The organism is Asaia prunellae JCM 25354, assembly GCF_000613885.1.
Taxonomy (GTDB): domain Bacteria; phylum Pseudomonadota; class Alphaproteobacteria; order Acetobacterales; family Acetobacteraceae; genus Asaia; species Asaia prunellae.
On record NZ_BAJV01000010.1, the window covers coordinates 119,139 to 135,985 of the forward strand.

14 protein-coding genes and 1 pseudogene are annotated in these 16,847 nt (G+C 55.7%); 4 read left to right on the forward strand and 11 right to left on the reverse strand.

Translation table 11 applies throughout. From position 1 onward, the window contains the following. Positions 1–82: 82 nt before the first annotated feature. The 3 genes and pseudogenes from JCM25354_RS22575 to JCM25354_RS18130 form a co-directional block, all read right to left on the reverse strand. On the reverse strand, positions 83–220 hold the full coding sequence (locus JCM25354_RS22575; RefSeq protein ID WP_243444017.1) for a hypothetical protein: 138 nt from the start codon (positions 218–220) through the stop codon (positions 83–85). Then, entirely contained in the window at positions 217–1,263 is a 1,047-nt protein-coding gene (locus JCM25354_RS18125; protein ID WP_243444018.1) for an aminotransferase class I/II-fold pyridoxal phosphate-dependent enzyme, read from the reverse strand. The genes JCM25354_RS22575 and JCM25354_RS18125 overlap by 4 nt, the downstream gene beginning before the upstream one ends. Before the next feature lie 91 nt (positions 1,264–1,354). Then, positions 1,355–1,809: pseudogene (locus tag JCM25354_RS18130) on the reverse strand (cupin domain-containing protein). A gap of 123 nt (positions 1,810–1,932) precedes the next feature. On the opposite strand from JCM25354_RS18130, the gene hpnD reads away from it, so the two are divergent. From hpnD to JCM25354_RS10050, 4 genes are read left to right on the forward strand one after another with little or no spacing between them, the layout of a single operon-like run. Further along, a complete protein-coding gene (gene hpnD, locus JCM25354_RS10035) occupies positions 1,933–2,802 on the forward strand; it encodes a presqualene diphosphate synthase HpnD (protein ID WP_025885917.1) in 870 nt (289 codons plus the stop codon). A gap of 3 nt (positions 2,803–2,805) precedes the next feature. Continuing rightward, entirely contained in the window at positions 2,806–4,089 is a 1,284-nt protein-coding gene (hpnE, locus tag JCM25354_RS10040; RefSeq protein ID WP_025885918.1) for a hydroxysqualene dehydroxylase HpnE, read from the forward strand. Between the two features lie 34 nt (positions 4,090–4,123). Continuing rightward, complete coding sequence (gene shc, locus JCM25354_RS10045) at positions 4,124–6,106, forward strand: squalene--hopene cyclase (protein ID WP_025885919.1); 1,983 nt, start codon at positions 4,124–4,126, stop codon at positions 6,104–6,106. Between the two features lies 1 nt (position 6,107). Beyond that, positions 6,108–6,737, forward strand: a complete 630-nt coding sequence (locus tag JCM25354_RS10050; RefSeq protein ID WP_025885920.1) for a nucleoside phosphorylase-I family protein — start codon at positions 6,108–6,110, stop codon at positions 6,735–6,737. 386 nt (positions 6,738–7,123) lie between these two features. Here JCM25354_RS10050 and JCM25354_RS21695 read toward each other — a convergent pair whose 3' ends face one another. From JCM25354_RS21695 to lepA, 8 genes are all read right to left on the reverse strand, one after another. Next, a complete protein-coding gene (locus JCM25354_RS21695; RefSeq protein ID WP_199899939.1) occupies positions 7,124–7,294 on the reverse strand; it encodes a hypothetical protein in 171 nt (56 codons plus the stop codon). 109 nt (positions 7,295–7,403) lie between these two features. Next, positions 7,404–8,300, reverse strand: a complete 897-nt coding sequence (locus JCM25354_RS18135; RefSeq protein WP_199899940.1) for an amidohydrolase — start codon at positions 8,298–8,300, stop codon at positions 7,404–7,406. 137 nt (positions 8,301–8,437) lie between these two features. Continuing rightward, on the reverse strand, positions 8,438–9,796 hold the full coding sequence (locus JCM25354_RS10060; protein WP_025885921.1) for an NCS2 family permease: 1,359 nt from the start codon (positions 9,794–9,796) through the stop codon (positions 8,438–8,440). Between the two features lie 88 nt (positions 9,797–9,884). Then, entirely contained in the window at positions 9,885–11,126 is a 1,242-nt protein-coding gene (locus tag JCM25354_RS10065; RefSeq protein WP_025885922.1) for an alkaline phosphatase family protein, read from the reverse strand. 64 nt (positions 11,127–11,190) lie between these two features. Continuing rightward, positions 11,191–13,248 (reverse strand): AsmA family protein, encoded by a 2,058-nt coding sequence (locus JCM25354_RS10070; RefSeq protein WP_243444019.1) that lies wholly within the window; start codon positions 13,246–13,248, stop codon positions 11,191–11,193. Positions 13,249–13,436: 188 nt separating this feature from the next. Further along, entirely contained in the window at positions 13,437–14,522 is a 1,086-nt protein-coding gene (locus tag JCM25354_RS10075) for a hypothetical protein (RefSeq protein WP_159103476.1), read from the reverse strand. Further along, a complete protein-coding gene (locus JCM25354_RS10080) occupies positions 14,435–14,878 on the reverse strand; it encodes a glycosyltransferase family 2 protein (protein ID WP_025885925.1) in 444 nt (147 codons plus the stop codon). The genes JCM25354_RS10075 and JCM25354_RS10080 overlap by 88 nt, the downstream gene beginning before the upstream one ends. A gap of 120 nt (positions 14,879–14,998) precedes the next feature. After that, positions 14,999–16,801 carry a translation elongation factor 4 gene (lepA, locus tag JCM25354_RS10085; RefSeq protein ID WP_025885926.1) on the reverse strand — a complete coding sequence of 601 codons (1,803 nt, stop codon included), beginning with the start codon at positions 16,799–16,801 and terminating at the stop codon, positions 14,999–15,001. Positions 16,802–16,847 lie beyond the last annotated feature (46 nt).

A 16,847-nucleotide genomic window follows, 5' to 3' on the forward strand; every position in this document is an offset into this window, starting at 1 on the left:
GCCGGACAAGGTATCACTCTGAAAGAGGGTTGCTATCCTTTCAGCGGTACCAGGCAGGATTCAGGGTCCGGAAAATGTGTTATCAGGTCAGAATCTGGTCCAGGGCGGCACAAAATCCTTCCATTTCCTTCATTGAGCCAACGCTGACACGAGACATGGTCGGCCAGATATCCCAGTTGCGGCCAATTTCCACCTTTCTGGCGGCAAAAGCTGTTTTCATCTGGGCGGCGGGTTTTTCCAGTCGACAAGAAACATATTGGCCTGGCTGCCCGGTACGATGCGGATATTGCGTTTGGCCAGATGATCGAATGTCATGCTGCGTGCAGCGATCATCTCGTTGCGTCTGGCCTTGATAGCATCGGCCTGTGTCAGGCTGACGGCGCCTGCGGCGAGAGCCACAATGTTCAGCATCGAAATCATGTTGGGCCCGTCATAGCGCATCATGCTCTTGTGCAGATCAGGGCGGGCGAAGGAGAGGCCCAGACGCAGACCAGCCATGGCGAACATTTTCGAGAATGTGCGCAGGACGATGACATCTTTGCCCTGCTTGACCAGAGAGATGGCACTTGGTGCGCCTGAGAAGTGAATATAGGCTTCATCCACGATGATGACAGATCCGGCCGGCTTGTTGTCCGCGAGCCAGGCGATGTCCTCAAGCGGGGTAACTGTACCGGTCGGGTTGTTCGGACTGCAGATATAATAGGCGCCCGCATTAGGGTCGGCCTTGAGCATGGCGCGTACATCGGTAGCATAGCCGTTATGGGCAGAGAGCGGCACACGGGTAAGCTTGATTTTCATCCAGTCGGCGGTACGCCAGGCGGCTTCGTAGGTAGGATTGGCTGTCACCAGTCCGCGCTCGGGTGAACAGAAGGTTACGACAGAGCGACAGAGCGGATCGCTGGAACCGGGCCAGGGAAGGATATGTTCCTCGGAAATGTTTTCAACCGAGGAGGCAGTTCTGAGCAGCGTGGAGCGCAGATGGTCAGGTTCGTATCGATTTCCAAACGGAACCTGGGCCTGACCAGCGGTCACGGCGGAAGGAAAGGGACCGGTCCAGCATTCGTTGCTGCCAATACGGATCATGTCGAGATGGCCGACGAACGGATCGTCGCCCGGTGCCTTGATCGCAGCGAAGGCGGAAGAGCTGAACTGGGTCAGGGCGGCGCTCATGCCGAGCAGGCTCGTCAGGCGGCCGAAATGGCGACGTGAGTATCCACGTGCCAGCAGATCTTCTCTGGCTTCCTGGGTGAGTGGCGCAGTCATGAGCATATCTCCGATGGGTCAGATGCCGGCAAAGAGACGGGGATTCGTTTCGAATGTCAAATCATTTTCGAAACGGATTTGTCTTCGCCTGTCAGTATTCGTTCTTTTCACCCTTGAGAGGGATGGATGTTGGAAGATTATTGCCCCCTGCATAGGTGAGAAGTAATATCGTTTCCCTGTCTCCGGATACACCACGATGAGCGTCATCCATGCTTTCGGCAAAGGCCTCGCCTGATGAAAGACATGGCTGGCCCCGCTGGCCTTGTCCTGAATCGTCAGCTGGCCCTGAAGCACATAACCGGCATTCGGGACAGGATGGGTATGCCATGGAAGTGCCGTATGGGGGGGAATGGTGAGTTTGATCATCATGAGTGTCGGTTGCCCGGAAGGGTAATGTGTATAGGGTTTGCCATTCCATGATCGATCAGCCTTGAGCAGATGATCGGCATGGGCCGATGCGGTTTCCTGTGCATGACCCTGAGTGGGAGCGATAACGGACAGGCTGCAGGCAAGAGCCCAAAGGACAAGAGAACGGGCGAATTTCATGAATATGGTCCTTCATCGGAGAAGAGGAGGTATCCTTGAAACGTCTGTGGTTCGAACCGGATTTTGCTGTTTGATTTTTTGAAGGTAAAAGGCGCAGCTCTTGACTGATACAGGGATGAAGCGGTGAGCGGGTTTCGACAGGAAGCTGTGCTGGGCTGTGCCTCAGCCGATCTTGAGCATGTTCATGCTATTGTGACTCGCGCCGGCACGTCTTTTGGCAAGGGCATGAAGATCCTGCCTCCAGAGCGGCGTTATGGCATGTTTGCAGTCTATGCCTTCTGTCGCGAAGTGGATGACATTGCCGATGGTGATGTCCTGGTGCCAGATCGTATGGAGGCGCTCCAGGACTGGCACAAGCGCATGGAGCGTCTTTATGAAGGTGAGACCAGAGATGGTCTTGACCGTGTGCTTGTAGCGGCAATCACCCGTTTCGGTCTTCGCAAGGAAGATTTCACCGCGGTGATCGATGGCATGGCCATGGACGCCGCCGGACCTGTTGTTGCACCGGACGAAGCGACGCTTGATCTGTATTGTGACCGGGTAGCCTCTGCTGTGGGGCGTCTTTCGGTGCGGGTCTTCGGCGATTCATCACCGGAGGCTGATCGTGTCGCGCATCATCTGGGCCGTGCGCTTCAATTGACCAATATTCTGCGCGATGTACAGGAAGATGCGGATCGGGGCCGTCTCTATCTCCCGCGCGAATTGCTGTTGCGTCATGATGTCCCGATTGATCCTCAGGAAGCGCTTTATGCGCTTGGGCTCGATCCGCTGGCGCGGATCATGGCCGTTCGCGCGGCAGATCATTTCCGTGAGGCGTATCGTGCCATGCGGCAATGTGACCGGATTGCCATGCGCCCGGCGCGGATCATGGCGGCTTCCTATCGTCCGATTCTGACAGCCTTGCTACGTCGTGGATGGCGTCATCCTGATGTGCCGGTGAAAGTCAGCAAGGCTGTCCGGATCCTGCGATCACTCCTGGCCTATTATCGCTGATCCATGACTCATGTTCATATCATTGGTGGTGGTCTTGCCGGTCTCTCCGCTGCGGTGGATGTCATCGGGCGGGCGCGCGTTTCTGTTTATGAGGCCGGCCCTGCCTGTGGCGGGCGGGCGCGATCCTATTACGACAAGGCCCTTGATGCGCGCATCGATAATGGCAATCATCTTCTTCTTTCCGCCAACAAGGCAAGTTTTCGCTATCTCGGGTTGATCGGGGCTGAAAAGACCCTGAAAGGTCCCGGAGCGCCTCTGTTTCCCTGGTTTGATCTTTCGACCAATCTGGGCTGGACCCTTCAGCTTTCACGAGGACGTTTTCCTTTCTGGGCGTTCTCTGGGCGTCGTCGTGTTCCGGGGATGAAATTATCCGAGCTTGCCGTTCTTGCCCGGTTGCTCAAGGCCGGCCCTGATCAGACGGTCAGCGAGTTTCTGGGTAAGGGTATGCTGACCCGCAGACTTCTGGAGCCCTTCACCATTTCCGCGCTCAACACGCCGCTTGAAACGGGTAGTGCTGCACTTCTGGCGACAATTATCCGGGAAACCCTTGCCCTTGGAGGAGCTGCCTGCTGCCCATGGTATCCATCTGAAGGGTTGTCCGAGAGCTTTGTCGATCCGGCGGTTGCACATCTGAGGCGTCTGCAGGGCGAAGTGCATTGCGGGACCCGTATTTCAGGACTTGATGTCCAGGACGGGCGCGTGACCGGCTTGAAAAGCGGGAATGAGATCATTGCCGTCGGGCCGGAAGACAGGGTCGTGTTTGCGGCGCCTTCACCTGTTGCACGGACACTTCTCGAACCGCATCTGCCGGGATTCTCTGCGCCGGATGCTTATGAGAGCATTATCAACGTGCATTATCGTCTGCCTTCGCCGGTTCATGCACGGGGTATGCTGGCAAAGGTCGGGTTTGTGGGTCTCGTCGGTGGCGTTGCTGAATGGGTCTATCTCAAGGGTGCGATTCTTTCCGTGACTGTGAGTGCTGCCAATCGTTATGCTGCACGCGATAATGATGAGCTGATTGCCACGATCTGGTCGGAGATCCGTCAGGCTGTGGGGCCGGTGCTGATCGAGACCTTGCCCAAGGCGGTACCGCCTGTGCGTCTGGTTTGCGAAAAGCGTGCGACTTTCGCCGCCACACCGGCGCAGGATCGTCTCAGGCCACAGGCCAGAACGGGACTGGATAATCTGGCGCTTGCCGGAGACTGGACCCAGACAGGCTTCCCCTCGACCATTGAAGGGGCAATCCGTTCAGGCTCAGAGGCCATCAGGGTTCTGGGTCTGTTATAATGAAACCGAGTCAGAAAAAGGACAGGTGCGGGTAATGTTGATCTATTCCGACGTTCTGGAGCGCCATGAGACCGGGATTCCGGCCGAAGCGGATATCGGCCAGGTGCGTCAGGCTATTGATTCCGCCCATGCTGCACTTGCCAACCGGCAGAATGACGATGGTCACTGGGTGTTCGAGCTTGAGGCCGATGCCACCATTCCGGCCGAGTTTGTGCTGCTTGGTCATTATCTCGACCGGATTGATGATGAGAAGCAGGCCCGTATCGGCGTCTATCTGCGCCGCATCCAAGGTGATCATGGCGGCTGGCCGCTCTATCATGATGGCGGGTTCGATCTCTCTGCCTCAGTGAAGGCCTATTTCGCACTCAAGGCGATTGGCGATGATATTGACGCGCCGCATATGAAGCGGGCGAGAGAAGCCATCCTTGATCGCGGCGGCGCGGCACGGGTTAATGTTTTTACCCGTATCCAGATGGCGCTTTTCGGAGAAGTCCCCTGGCGTGCCACACCTGTCATGCCTGTCGAACTGATGCTGATGCCCAAGGCGGCTGTGTTCTCGATGTGGAACATGTCCTACTGGTCCCGTTGTGTGGTGGCACCGTTGCTCGTGCTGCGTACGCTTGAACCACGTGCTATCAATCCCCGGAATATCCATATCCAGGAATTGTTCGTGACTCCCCCCGAGGAGGTGAAGGACTGGATCCGTGGGCCTTATCGCTCCTTCTGGGGGCGTGTCTTCAAACAGGTCGATACCGTGCTGCGTCCGATTGAGCCGCATTTTCCTTCGACCTTGCGCAAGAAGGCAATCAAGGCGGCGATCGATTTCATTGAGCCGCGTCTGGGCGAAGGCGGGCTTGGCGCCATCTATCCGGCCATGGCGAATGTCGTGATGATGTATCGCGAGCTGGGTGTGCCTGATAACGATCCCCGTGTGGAGCTTGCCTGGAAGGGCATTCAGGAGCTGCTCGTCCAGAAGGAAGACGAAACCTATTGCCAGCCCTGCGTTTCGCCGGTCTGGGATACAGGTCTTTCCGGCCTTGCTATGGCGGAGGCTGCGTCAGGCCCTGATGCCACACGGCCGAAGGAAACACATGAACGCCTGAAGCGTAGTATGGAATGGCTCCGTGAGCGTCAGATTCTCAATGTAAAGGGAGATTGGGCGATCAATTGTCCCGATGTCCGGCCGGGTGGATGGGCTTTCCAGTACGAAAACGATTATTATCCTGATGTGGATGATACAGCAGTTGTAGGCATGCTGCTCAATCGCGAAGATCCTGAGGGTAATCGTGAAGCCATTTCCCGTGCCCGGGAATGGATTGTGGGCATGCAGAGCAGCAATGGCGGCTGGGGAGCCTTCGATATCGACAACGATCTCGAAGCGTTGAATCATATTCCCTTTGCCGACCATGGAGCTTTGCTTGATCCTCCTACTGCCGATGTGTCTGCGCGCTGCGTGTCTTTTCTTTGTGAGCTTGGCTTTTCTGAAGACAGGCCAGTCATAGAACGTGGGCTTGCCTATCTGCGTCGTGAGCAGGAGCCTGAAGGATGCTGGTTCGGGCGCTGGGGTACAAATTATATCTATGGTACATGGTCGGCGCTTTGTGCCTTCAACATCGCAGGTGTGCCGCATGATGATCCGGCGGTGATGCGGGCAGTAGCCTGGCTTGAGGAAAAACAGCGCGAGGATGGCGGCTGGGGTGAGGATTGTGCGTCCTATGAAGGTGCTACCCCTGGCGAATATGACAAGAGCCTGCCAACCCAGACGGCATGGGCTGTTCTGGGTCTGATGGCCGTAGGCCGTCGCGACAGCAAGGCTGTCCAGCGTGGAATTTCCTATCTCGTGTCGCAGCAGGATGAAAACGGCGAGTGGCAGGAAAAACCCTATAATGCTGTTGGTTTTCCCAAGGTCTTCTACTTGCGCTATCATGGCTACAAGCAGTTTTTCCCGCTCATGGCGCTTTCGCGTTTCCGCAATCTGGGGCTGAGTAATTCGGGGCGGGTCGAGCGCGGTTTCTGATATGCTGGGTATTCTCGTCGGATTGAAAGCTGAAGCACGCCTGATAAGGCCGTGCTGCCCCGGACTTCCGGTGGCGATCAGCGGCGCTACGTCATCAGGAGCACAGGCAGGGGTCGACCGGTTGCTGGCAGCCGGTGCGACCAGTCTGCTCTCGTTCGGATGTGCTGCTGGCCTGGCTCCTGATCTGGCACCAGGCAGCATTATCATTCCTCAATGGGTGATGGTCCATGGCGCACGGATCAAAAGCGACTCGGCACTATCCAGAAAGTTCGGAGTTGGGCAGCCTGGGGTCTTGCATGGTGGCATGCTGCATAGCGATGGACTTGTCACGACAGCCGTTGAAAAGAATAGCCTTCATACCCAGACCGGCTGTCTAGCCCTGGATATGGAAAGTGGCTTCGTCGCAAGAGCGGGTCTGCCTTTTGCTGTTCTCAGGGTTGTATGTGATGATTCGAAACGTGATCTGCCCCCTGCGGCATGTGATGTTTTGGCTGAAGGACATATTTCACCTTTCAGACTCTTGCGTAGTCTGGTGCAGCAGCCTGGCCAGATTGGCGATCTGATGGCGTTGGGACGGGATGCCAGGACAGCGCGGGACAAAATGGCTGAATTCCTAAGACAGCTCTACTGATATTCCTGCGCTGGCCAATACATTGAATTACGGAAACGTAACGTGTGCTGACAAATACTTTCCCAGAAAATTAGATATAATGTAGCCGTGCTGCAAATAACCGGTAATAGCTGGGGCACAACATATAATTAAATTTTCGTAAATGAAAAATCTGTGTGATACCGGGGAAGTTTTGCATCACGCTCCCGGTATCACATGTACAATAATCTACAATACTGTGTCAAAAAATAGGCAGAAATTTTTTTATGCTACTATTTATCAATTTCACTCATTTCTGAAAATTATTTTCCTAGTAAATGCCTTTTTTTATTGGTTCCTGTAAAATTGTCATAGCTCAAGAGACCTTGAATCCTGCTTCCCGAAGAAGCTGAAGAGGGCTGCGAATTTCAGCTGGCAGATTTCAGATATTTCTCGACCAGTCCGACAAAAAGTGCTGCGCCCGGTAGGATATTCTCATCGTTAAAATCGAATCCACCATTATGCAGGGGATTTCCGTTACATCCTTCGGTGCCATTGCCAATGAACCAGTAGCAGCCATTGGGATGGGCATGAAGCATGAAGCAAAATCCTCGCTGGCCATAAAGAGCGGGCTATCATGGCAATGATCGGCACCGACAATTTCAGCTGCTGTCTGACGCGCAAAATCGATTGCCTTAGCTCCGTTGATCAGAACGGGACTGCCATTTTGGTGATCAATGGTTGTCTGGCATCCGAAGCTGACGCCGTACTGGTTGCAATTTCGTTGATACGAACGAGGACGAGCTTGCGTACATCATCGGCCATTGTTCTGATAGTCAGCAATAATTCACCCTGATCAGGGATGACATTGGCAGCTCGCCCGACATTCAGGGCACCGATTGTGACGACGGCCTGGGCAAAAGGGTCTACATTGCGTGAAACGATGCTTTGCAGTGCCATGACAAGCTGCGCACAGGCCACGACCGGATCTTTGGCCTTCTGGGGCATGGCACCATGTCCGCCTTTCCCTGTCACGGTAATCTTTACCGTATCGGATGACGCCATGGCGGCGTCTTTGTGGAAGTAGAAATTTCCGGCAGCAAGACCTGGCATATTGTGCTGTGCAAAAAGGATGTCGCAGGGATATTTGTCGAACAGACCATCATCGATCATGCGGCTGCCACCGCAGAGGAGCTCTTCTGCGGGCTGGAAGATCAGATGCAATGTGCCATCGAACGGGCGCTTGGTAGCGAGATATTTGGCGGCGCAAACCAGCATCGTGGTATGGCCGTCATGACCACACATATGAGAAATGCCTTTTTGCCCGCTCTGCCAGGGGAGGCCTGTTGTTTCGACAATAGGAAGTGCGTCCATCTCTGCCCGCAGGCCAATAACCTTCTGGCTTGTACCATTATGCAGCGTGGCGACGAGGCCGGTACCGCCGAAGCCCCGTTCGACTGTGTATCCCCATTCCTCCAGTTTGGACGCTATCAGATCGCTGGTCCGTTTTTCGGTAAAACCGAGTTCAGGATGCATATGCAGATCATGGCGAAAGGCTATGAACTCGTCTTTTAGCGGGGCGAGATCGTCGAGAAGCGATGACATAATGGCAAGCCTTTATTCTGTTCATGAAGGGATCCTGCCCGGAAACCCTTGCTTGCCTGTATCAACGATCTGAACTGTTACTCCGTTACGCTCAAGGCCTTTCACAACAAGAAGATCAAGATAGATACTTCTATATATTATCCCTGGCCGAGACCTGTGTGACTTACAAGGAAGAGGTAGAACAGGAATACGGCATCAAGCCCGAGAACCATGGGTGTGAGCCTTACAAACTGACGCGTGACCAGCAGCATGAGAGAATAGAAAAGCAGACCGAGCGCGAGACTGATCATGAAATTGCCAGTCAGCACAGCAATAAGCAGCATGAAGGCCGGCGTCAGGAGGGCTTCCTGTGAGCCATTGGCGGCCTGACCCAGTGCGGTAAGCATCGATAGCCCGACCAGAATCAGTACGGGCGCTGTCGCTTCCGATGGAATCATCACAATGAGCGGCCATAACACAGATGATGCTGCGAAAAGCAGGGCTACGATCAGGGCGGTCAGGCCTGTGCGACCTCCGGCTTCCACACCGACCAGACTTTCAACATAGGCCGAGACCGTGCTTGTTCCCAGAGCCGAACCGATAATGCTGGCTGAACCATCAGCAGCAAAGGCAGCACGTCCCAGCAGGGTGCTACCGTCCGGTCTGGTAAGGCGAGCGCGATTGGCGACGCTGTACATCGTGCCGGTAGCGTCAAAGAAATCGCTGATCAGGAAATAGAGTGTAATCGGCAGCAGCACTTCAAGATGAGAGAAGAAATCTCCGAAATTGAACGGAAAGAGAAGATGGGTAGGGTAGTGCGGCCATTCAAGAAGATGTTCCGGGAGGCTGGCCACCGGATGACCGTTCTTGTGAACAAAAAGGCTGGCCAGTGTGACGGCAAGAATGGCGATCAACATGCCGGCCGGAATGCGCAGCACGATCAGCACACCTGCCAGGAACAGACCGAACAGGGTAAGAAGCACGGAAGGATCATTGAGACTGCCGAAATGGAAGCCGTCAGGCGAGGCAACGGCAAGACCCCCTGTGACCATGCCAAGCCGTGCGATGAAAATGCCGATTGCCACCTGAATGCCAAGAACGATTGGCTCAGGAAAAGCCTGAATGATCTTGTGTCGCAGTTTCGTGACTGAGAGAGCGGTAAAGGCAACGCCGCCCAACAGGACGATAGTGAATGCCGTACGCACATCAACATGCATTTCGTTGACGACAACCTGAGCAAAGATTGCATTGCTGCTCATGGCTGGAGCCAAAGCGATGGGCATATTGGCAAAAAGCGCCATAAGCAGGGTACCGCAGATGGCGGCAGCAATCGTCGTCATGATCATGTCATGCGAGGCCAGACCTGCTTTGGCCATGATGGCCGGATTGACTGCCATGATATAGGCCATTGCCCCGAAGGTAGTGAGACCAGCCAGAACTTCGCGCTGGACCGTTGAGCCTCTCTGACCAATCTTGAAACGGCGATCCAGCCAGGAGGAGAGAAGAGGAGAAGTCACTATTTGCGGGCTCCGGGCAGGAAAGGGGCGTGGCGTCCTTCTAGGAGTGGACGGGCTGGGCCCACAAGGCCTTTGAAGCCCTGTAGCGTTACTGGATTGCGCGGTAGGTGTCGCGCAGTCCGCCCTGAAGGGGGGTCAATGAACCGTCATTATTTTCGGGCAGCAAGCCAAGAAGCATCATGAGCAAGGGATAGACATCGACATTATCGATGGGTTGCAGGGTTTTGTGGGACAGAAAGGCTGGTCCGGATGCAATGAAAGTGGCCATCATATCAGGCGCAGCCATATCGTATCCATGACCGCCGGCTGAAATATGCTCATGGGGATCGCGTGCAAGAGTCCAGCCGGTTTCAGCAAGGCAGAGCCACGCCGGGACACGAGGATTGCTGCCGTAATGCAATCTTTCGGGGATACGGGCTTTGGGCCAGCAGGTCACATGATCATGCGGGATCGAGAGCGCGCGGGCAAGGTCGCGCTCATGACCCGGAACAGGATTGATGCCGGCATAAGGACCTGACGTCACGACTTCCATCGACTTGGCGGGTGCAAGGCTGGTGAGCGGGATAATGCGCTGAGGGCTGAGTGTCGTCATGCCATGATCGGAGACAACGAGGATATTGGCGGCGATATGGTGCAGGGAGAGCCCGTTTATCAGCCTTGCCAGAGCAGTATCGATCTCGCGGGCTGCTGCTCGTGTCTCAGGAGCAAAAGGGCCATATTTATGGCCGGCATGATCGACTCCGTCGAAATAAAGCAGAGAAAGGGCGGGCCGTTTTTCTGGAGGATGTTCAAACCAGGAAAGAACCGTGTCGACGCGCTGGGTCGGTGTGCGTTTGGGGTCGAAATGATACCAGATTTCGGGTCGTGTATTCAGGATAGGTACGTCGGAACCAGGCCAGAACATGACTGCAGTCATGAGACCGTGCATCTGGGCCGTCACCCATGCTGGCGTTCCGTTATCCCACCAACGAGGGTCATCAAGGCCGGTTTTCCTGCTTACACTGAAGACTTCGCCCGCAATATCGGGGTCGATCATCGTGTTGCCGATCACGCCATGATGGTCTGGCCTTAATCCGGTGACCAGCGTGTAATGGTTGGGGAAAGTGATGGACGGGAAGGAGGGGCGCATTGGTGCAGAAATGCCCTGTTCGGCCAGTGCGTCCAGAGTTGGCGTATCCCCACGATGCAGGGAGTCCGGCCTGAAGCCATCAATAGAGATCATGATGACAGGGGGAAGGCCCGAGGCCGTTTCGGCTCTGGGGGTGACGGGTGCAGTTTCGCAACCGGTCAGACACAGGATCAGGATCAGAAGGGAGGAAAAGCGCGCCATCCGTGCAGACTGGCAGGATGGCGCTCCGGGATCAATCGTCTTGATACGCTTCGGTTTTGTAAGATCAGTTGTGCTTCAGACGCTGTTGCCAGACAGAATGGACTTCCTTGCGACTGAGAGGTTTCTGCGAAACTGTCTTGCCATGGTGCGCGGGCTGTGCAGTTGCAGCTCCACTGCCAGTTGTGCTGCCGGGCTTGATGCCTGCGGCGGGAGCGTTATTGGCCTGGGCAAGAGCATCTTCACAGGCGCTGCCCTTGCCAACACCGAACTGGATGGTTGGAAGCAGAACCGCTGGTGGAAAGGCGATGGCAAGCCCGGCAGTTGCTGCGGCGCGGCCTATGATTTCTGCACCTGGCATGATGGTCGGGCTCTTAAGCGGACCAGTGATATTTACGCGACCGGGCAGTGAAAGCACGTTGAACGAGGTCGAACGCGTCGTGACATGATAGTCGAGTGTCTCGTTTTTCAGGTTGACGCTGCCGCCGCCGAGGGTGCGGGTATTATTGGTCATGAGCAGCAGAGAGTTCGTGCTGAGAATGCCCTGACGCAGAGGCATGTCGGCAATGAAGCATTTCAGATCCGAGCGATCCGGAATACCCAGCGCCGAGAGAATGGCACTGCCAATCTTGAGCCCGATGAGATCAGGCAGCAGTGCCGAAACATCTCCCCCGTGATCGACCACCAGCGTGACACCACCATTACCGTTCCCAAGCAGGGAGGCAATGGAATTGCCTGTTGCGGCAAGCGTAATATGGCCACCCAGAGTGCCACTGCCCTTGAAGGTCTCTGTTGCCTTCATCAGGCGCTGGATCGACAGGCGTGACACGTCGACCTTGAAATGGGTCTTGAACTGACCGTTCTGTGCCGGGTCGAGTGCTCCGGACAAGCCCAGTGTGCCGTTGCCGACAGCGAAATTGAGCTTGTTGATGGCAATGGCACCATCCTGAACCGTGATATCTGCAAGGATGTTATCTAGCGGCATATCCTTGTTTTCGATGCGGTCGCCCTTGTAAACGAGATGGGCATTGACAGCATTGAGTTTCGGCACATTGATCGGCTGGGAGGGAAGGATACGATCGCTTGTGGCGGTCTTCTTGCTTTCTTCATGGCCGGGTTTGGCGCCGATAAAGCCGCCGAGATCCTTCAGGTCGACATGATGGGAATACAGATTGGCGTCTACCGTGATCGGTTTTGTCTGCGGATCAACGGCGATCGTGCCGCCAATATCAGACGAACCCATTTTGCCTGAGAAATTGCTGAAACGGATATGGGCGCTTGTATAGTCGAGCTTGCCTGACACGCTGTAGGACGGCGTCTGCGGAATGGGAATTCCTGTCAGGGCATAGAGGAGTGACATATCCGGTCCAGCGAAATGCAGGACCAGCTTCGTACCCTTGAAATGCAGGGGATCGTCGATCGCACCCCGCAATGTGACATAGGTCGGACCATTTTCCAGGCGGGCATCGATCGGATAAGGGCGCGTGGAGTTGGTAAGGGTCAGTAACGAGCCGCCGACAATATGTCCGCTGATTGGTGCCTGGGCATAACGACCCTTGAGGTCGATCACGATGCTGCCATCCTGTTCGCCCTTGGGTGGGGTGGTGTGCATCAGGACATGCATGTCGGTTTTAAGCTTCGCCATCGCAATACGGATGTCGCCATTCGTAATGACTACATCACCGATCCTGGGGAGTGCGATGGGCTGTGTGCTGGATTGTGGTGCAGGCTTCGCATCGGGGTCTGTGAAGGTGTAATTGTTTTTGCCATTGGCCAGCGCGACGATGTCCCCTTTGGGGGTATCAAGGGCAATCAGCGGGACTTCCAGCCCCTTATGCGTGATATAGCGCCAGACATTGACCGAGACCGTCGCTTTCTTTGCGCTTGCGAACAGTTCCTTTTCTTTTTCAAAACCTTCCGGCTGGCGGATCTGAAGATCGTCCACCGAGACAGTTGTCGTGAAGCCGAGGCGTACGTGCAGATGCGCAATGCTAACGGGACGATGCAAGGCAGCGCTTGCCCGTCGATCAACCAGAGGAACGAACCAGTCCCAGTTCCAGAGCAGAATCAGCAGTACCAGAAAAAGCGCTATACCGCCTGCGACAGCAGTCAGGACGCGGCGCACGGGACGCCTGGGCGGCGCTTTCGGTAAAGTTCCGTTTTCTGCCACGTTCGCTGCCTTTCTGCTGGGGTCTGCTCTGGGAGGTAGGCGGATTTCACCCGATCCCGCCAGCTCCGACAGAGGACAGGTTTTCGAGCGCCTTCCTGAAGGTCACTGTTCCTTGAATACGAGATTCTGCGAAAGGAGTTCCGTCAGGGCGCCGCAAGCCAGAGGGGAACAAGTCCGGCATAGCATGTCCCAAGCGCGCTGCGCGCTTCAGGGTCAAGTTGCGCGATGGCGCAGGCAAGCGCATCGACCTGTGGGGAATGCATCAGATCGAGGCCGAGCACGAAATCACGCAGACTGTGACCTTTGCTGCGCAGGGCAAGATAGGAGCGCAGGGCTTCAGTATTTCTGTGATCCGGTTCGATCTCTTTGAGTTTTACAGGGAGTGTCTGTCCGGAATGCAGGCTGAGTGTACCGTCTTCCTGCTGTCCGATTCCAGTCCCATTCTCGGAGGTGACCAGATGGCAGAGTGCTGAGGAATCGGTGGTGATCCTTACCGGTAACCAGCGAGTCAGGATCATGGTTTCAGGCGGGGGATTGTCACCGGCAGGCAGTATCAGAAATCCGGTTTGAGGATGATCCGGAGCGTGATCCTGAAGTTCCGCATTTTCGGTAACCAGAAAGACGGGGAGGTGGTCTGGCTCCATCGAACCGGAGGGGGCGAAATACAGACGCCCGGTCTGAGGGTTCTGGCTCAGGATTTCCCCTTTGGCATTCTCGATCAGGGTGTGATCAAGGCGGAGGGCTGTCGTGATGCTTCTGCGTTCTCGAATGGCAAAAATGCTATCAGGAAGAAAGCTGACGCTCAGCGTGTCGATATCCTGACGCAGGCGCCAGAAAAGCCTCTCAAAACCGGCACGTGCGATACGTGCCGCATGATGTCTTGTTGCGGGCAGGAAACGGAGTGCCGAGAAGTCCTCTTCATCATTACGATTGAAGTGTGTCCAGAGATCAGGCGCAACAACTCCGGAGGGGAGGCGCGCAAGACGACGTGTGTAATGTACCCTGTTGCGTGCTACATAGTGCAGAATTCGTGCGCCTTCCCAGCTTGGGGCGGAAGTCTCATCGAAAGAAATCCCTGATGCTGCGACATGGCGAGACTCCCCGAGAGCAAAATTGCTGCCGTCAAGCTTGTGGTCCCGGACTATACCGGGACGGATGAACAGCTTGCCCATGACGTGATCGGGGAAATCAAGCGGCGCGCGACGCGTATAGGCAGCAATGGGCGCCAAGCACTGGGGACGACGTGATTGTTTGAACCGAAAATGGACCAGTGCAGTGTAATGGCATCGGCGTTTGCAAAGCGTTCGAGATAGGCGCCAACGGAGTTCTCATGCTCGAGATAGACATATTCGTCACTTTCGAGACAAATAATCCAGTCGAAACGCGAGCGACTGGCCTCAATGGCCTGACCGAAGGCCTCTGAGCGACGCTCAGCAAAACTACGGCCTTCATCAGCTGAGGCGCGTTGAACTTCAATCGGGTAGAGTCCTGCGGCGCAGTGAATGATTTCCCAGGTGCCATCGGTCGAATGATCGTCGATAATGATGAGGCGTCGAAGCCGAGAGCGATGTGATAGGCTATCCACCAACCGATGTCGTCTGCATCATTCTGGACGAAGAGTACGGCGGCGGCAGAGGCCATATCGGGCAATTCCTTTTTGTTTTTGCTTTCGCCAGGGATCATTACCAGAGAGTCAGGTGCCGGATTAGTCCATCTTGAGAGCGGCGAGGAAGGCACTCTGGGGAATTTCAACCTTACCGAACTGACGCATGCGCTTTTTGCCTTCCTTCTGTTTTTCCAGAAGCTTGCGTTTGCGTGAGATGTCACCACCATAGCATTTGGCTGTGACATCTTTCGAGAGGGCACCCAGTGTTTCTCGCGCAATGATGCGTGAGCCTATCGAAGCCTGAATGGCGATCTTGAAAAGCTGGCGGGGAATCAGATCCTTGAGCTTGCCGCAAATGGCACGGCCGCGTGTTTCTGCCACGGTACGATGGGCCACGAAGGCGAGTGCATCGACGGGTTCCTGATTGACCAGAATGGAGATGCGTACGAGGTCGCTCTCTTCATAACCGTCGATCTGGTAGTCGAAGCTGGCATAGCCGCGTGTCAGTGATTTGAGGCGGTCATAGAAATCGAATACAACCTCATTGAGGGGCAGGCGATAGACAGCCATGGCGCGGTTGCCGACATAGGTCAGATCCATCTGGATACCGCGACGTTCGCTGCAGAGGGTCAGCACGCTCCCGAGATATTCGTCCTGAACCAGAATGGTCGCCTTGATCCACGGCTCCTCGATCTTCTCGATCTTGCCGGGGTCGGGCATGTCGGCAGGATTATGCAGATCTTCCTGCGTGCCGTTGGTCAGGTGCATCTTGTAGACGACGGACGGGGCGGTCGCGATCAGATCGAGATTGAACTCGCGCGACAGACGCTCCTGGATAATCTCCAGATGCAGCAGGCCGAGGAAGCCACAGCGAAAGCCGAAGCCCAGAGCCGCCGAGGTTTCTGCCTCGAAATGGAACGAGGCGTCGTTCAGGCGTAGCTTGGCGAGCGAATCGCGCAACTTTTCGAAATCATCGGCGTCGATGGGAAAGAGACCGCACCACACCACGGGAATGGAGGGTTTGAACCCGGCCAGAGGCTTGTCGGCGGGTGTACGATCAAGAGTGACGGTGTCACCAACAGCCACATCCGCGACGGTTTTGATCGCGGCGTTGATATAGCCCATCTCGCCCGGGCCAAGGGTCTCTACCGCCGTCATCTTGGGCAGGAACACACCAACCTGATCGACATGATAGGTTGAACCTGCCTGCATCATGCGTATCTTGTCGCCGCGTTTGAGCGTGCCTTCCATGATGCGCACGAGAATGATGACGCCAAGATAGGGGTCGTACCAGCTGTCGACGAGCAGAGCCTGAAGGGGCTTGTTGGGATCCCCTTTCGGCGGGGGCAGGCGTGTCACGAGGGCTTCGAGCACGCCTTCGATATTGAGTCCGGTCTTGGCCGAAACCTCAACGGCATCATCGGCCGGGATGCCAACCACTTCCTCGATCTGGGCGCGCACGCGCTCGACATCGGCGGCAGGGAGATCGACCTTGTTGAGAACCGGAACGATCTCGTGATTGGCGTCGATGGCCTGATAGACATTGGCGAGTGTCTGCGCCTCGACGCCCTGTGAGGCATCGACGACCAGAATCGACCCTTCGCAGGCGGCAAGGCTGCGGCTGACTTCATAGGCAAAATCGACATGGCCCGGCGTGTCCATGAGGTTCAGGATATAGGTTTTGCCATCCTTGGCCGGGTAGGTCAGGCGCACGGTCTGCGCCTTGATGGTGATGCCGCGCTCCTGCTCCAGCTCCATATTGTCCAGAACCTGCTCTTTCATCTCACGGGCTGTGAGCGCACCGCAGGCCTGGATCAACCGGTCAGCCAGCGTGGACTTTCCATGGTCGATATGCGCGATGATCGAGAAATTGCGGATCTGGGAGAGGGGCGTGCCGGTCATGGCGCGATACATAAGCGATTGCGCCGTTCTTGTCATTGGGGAGAAA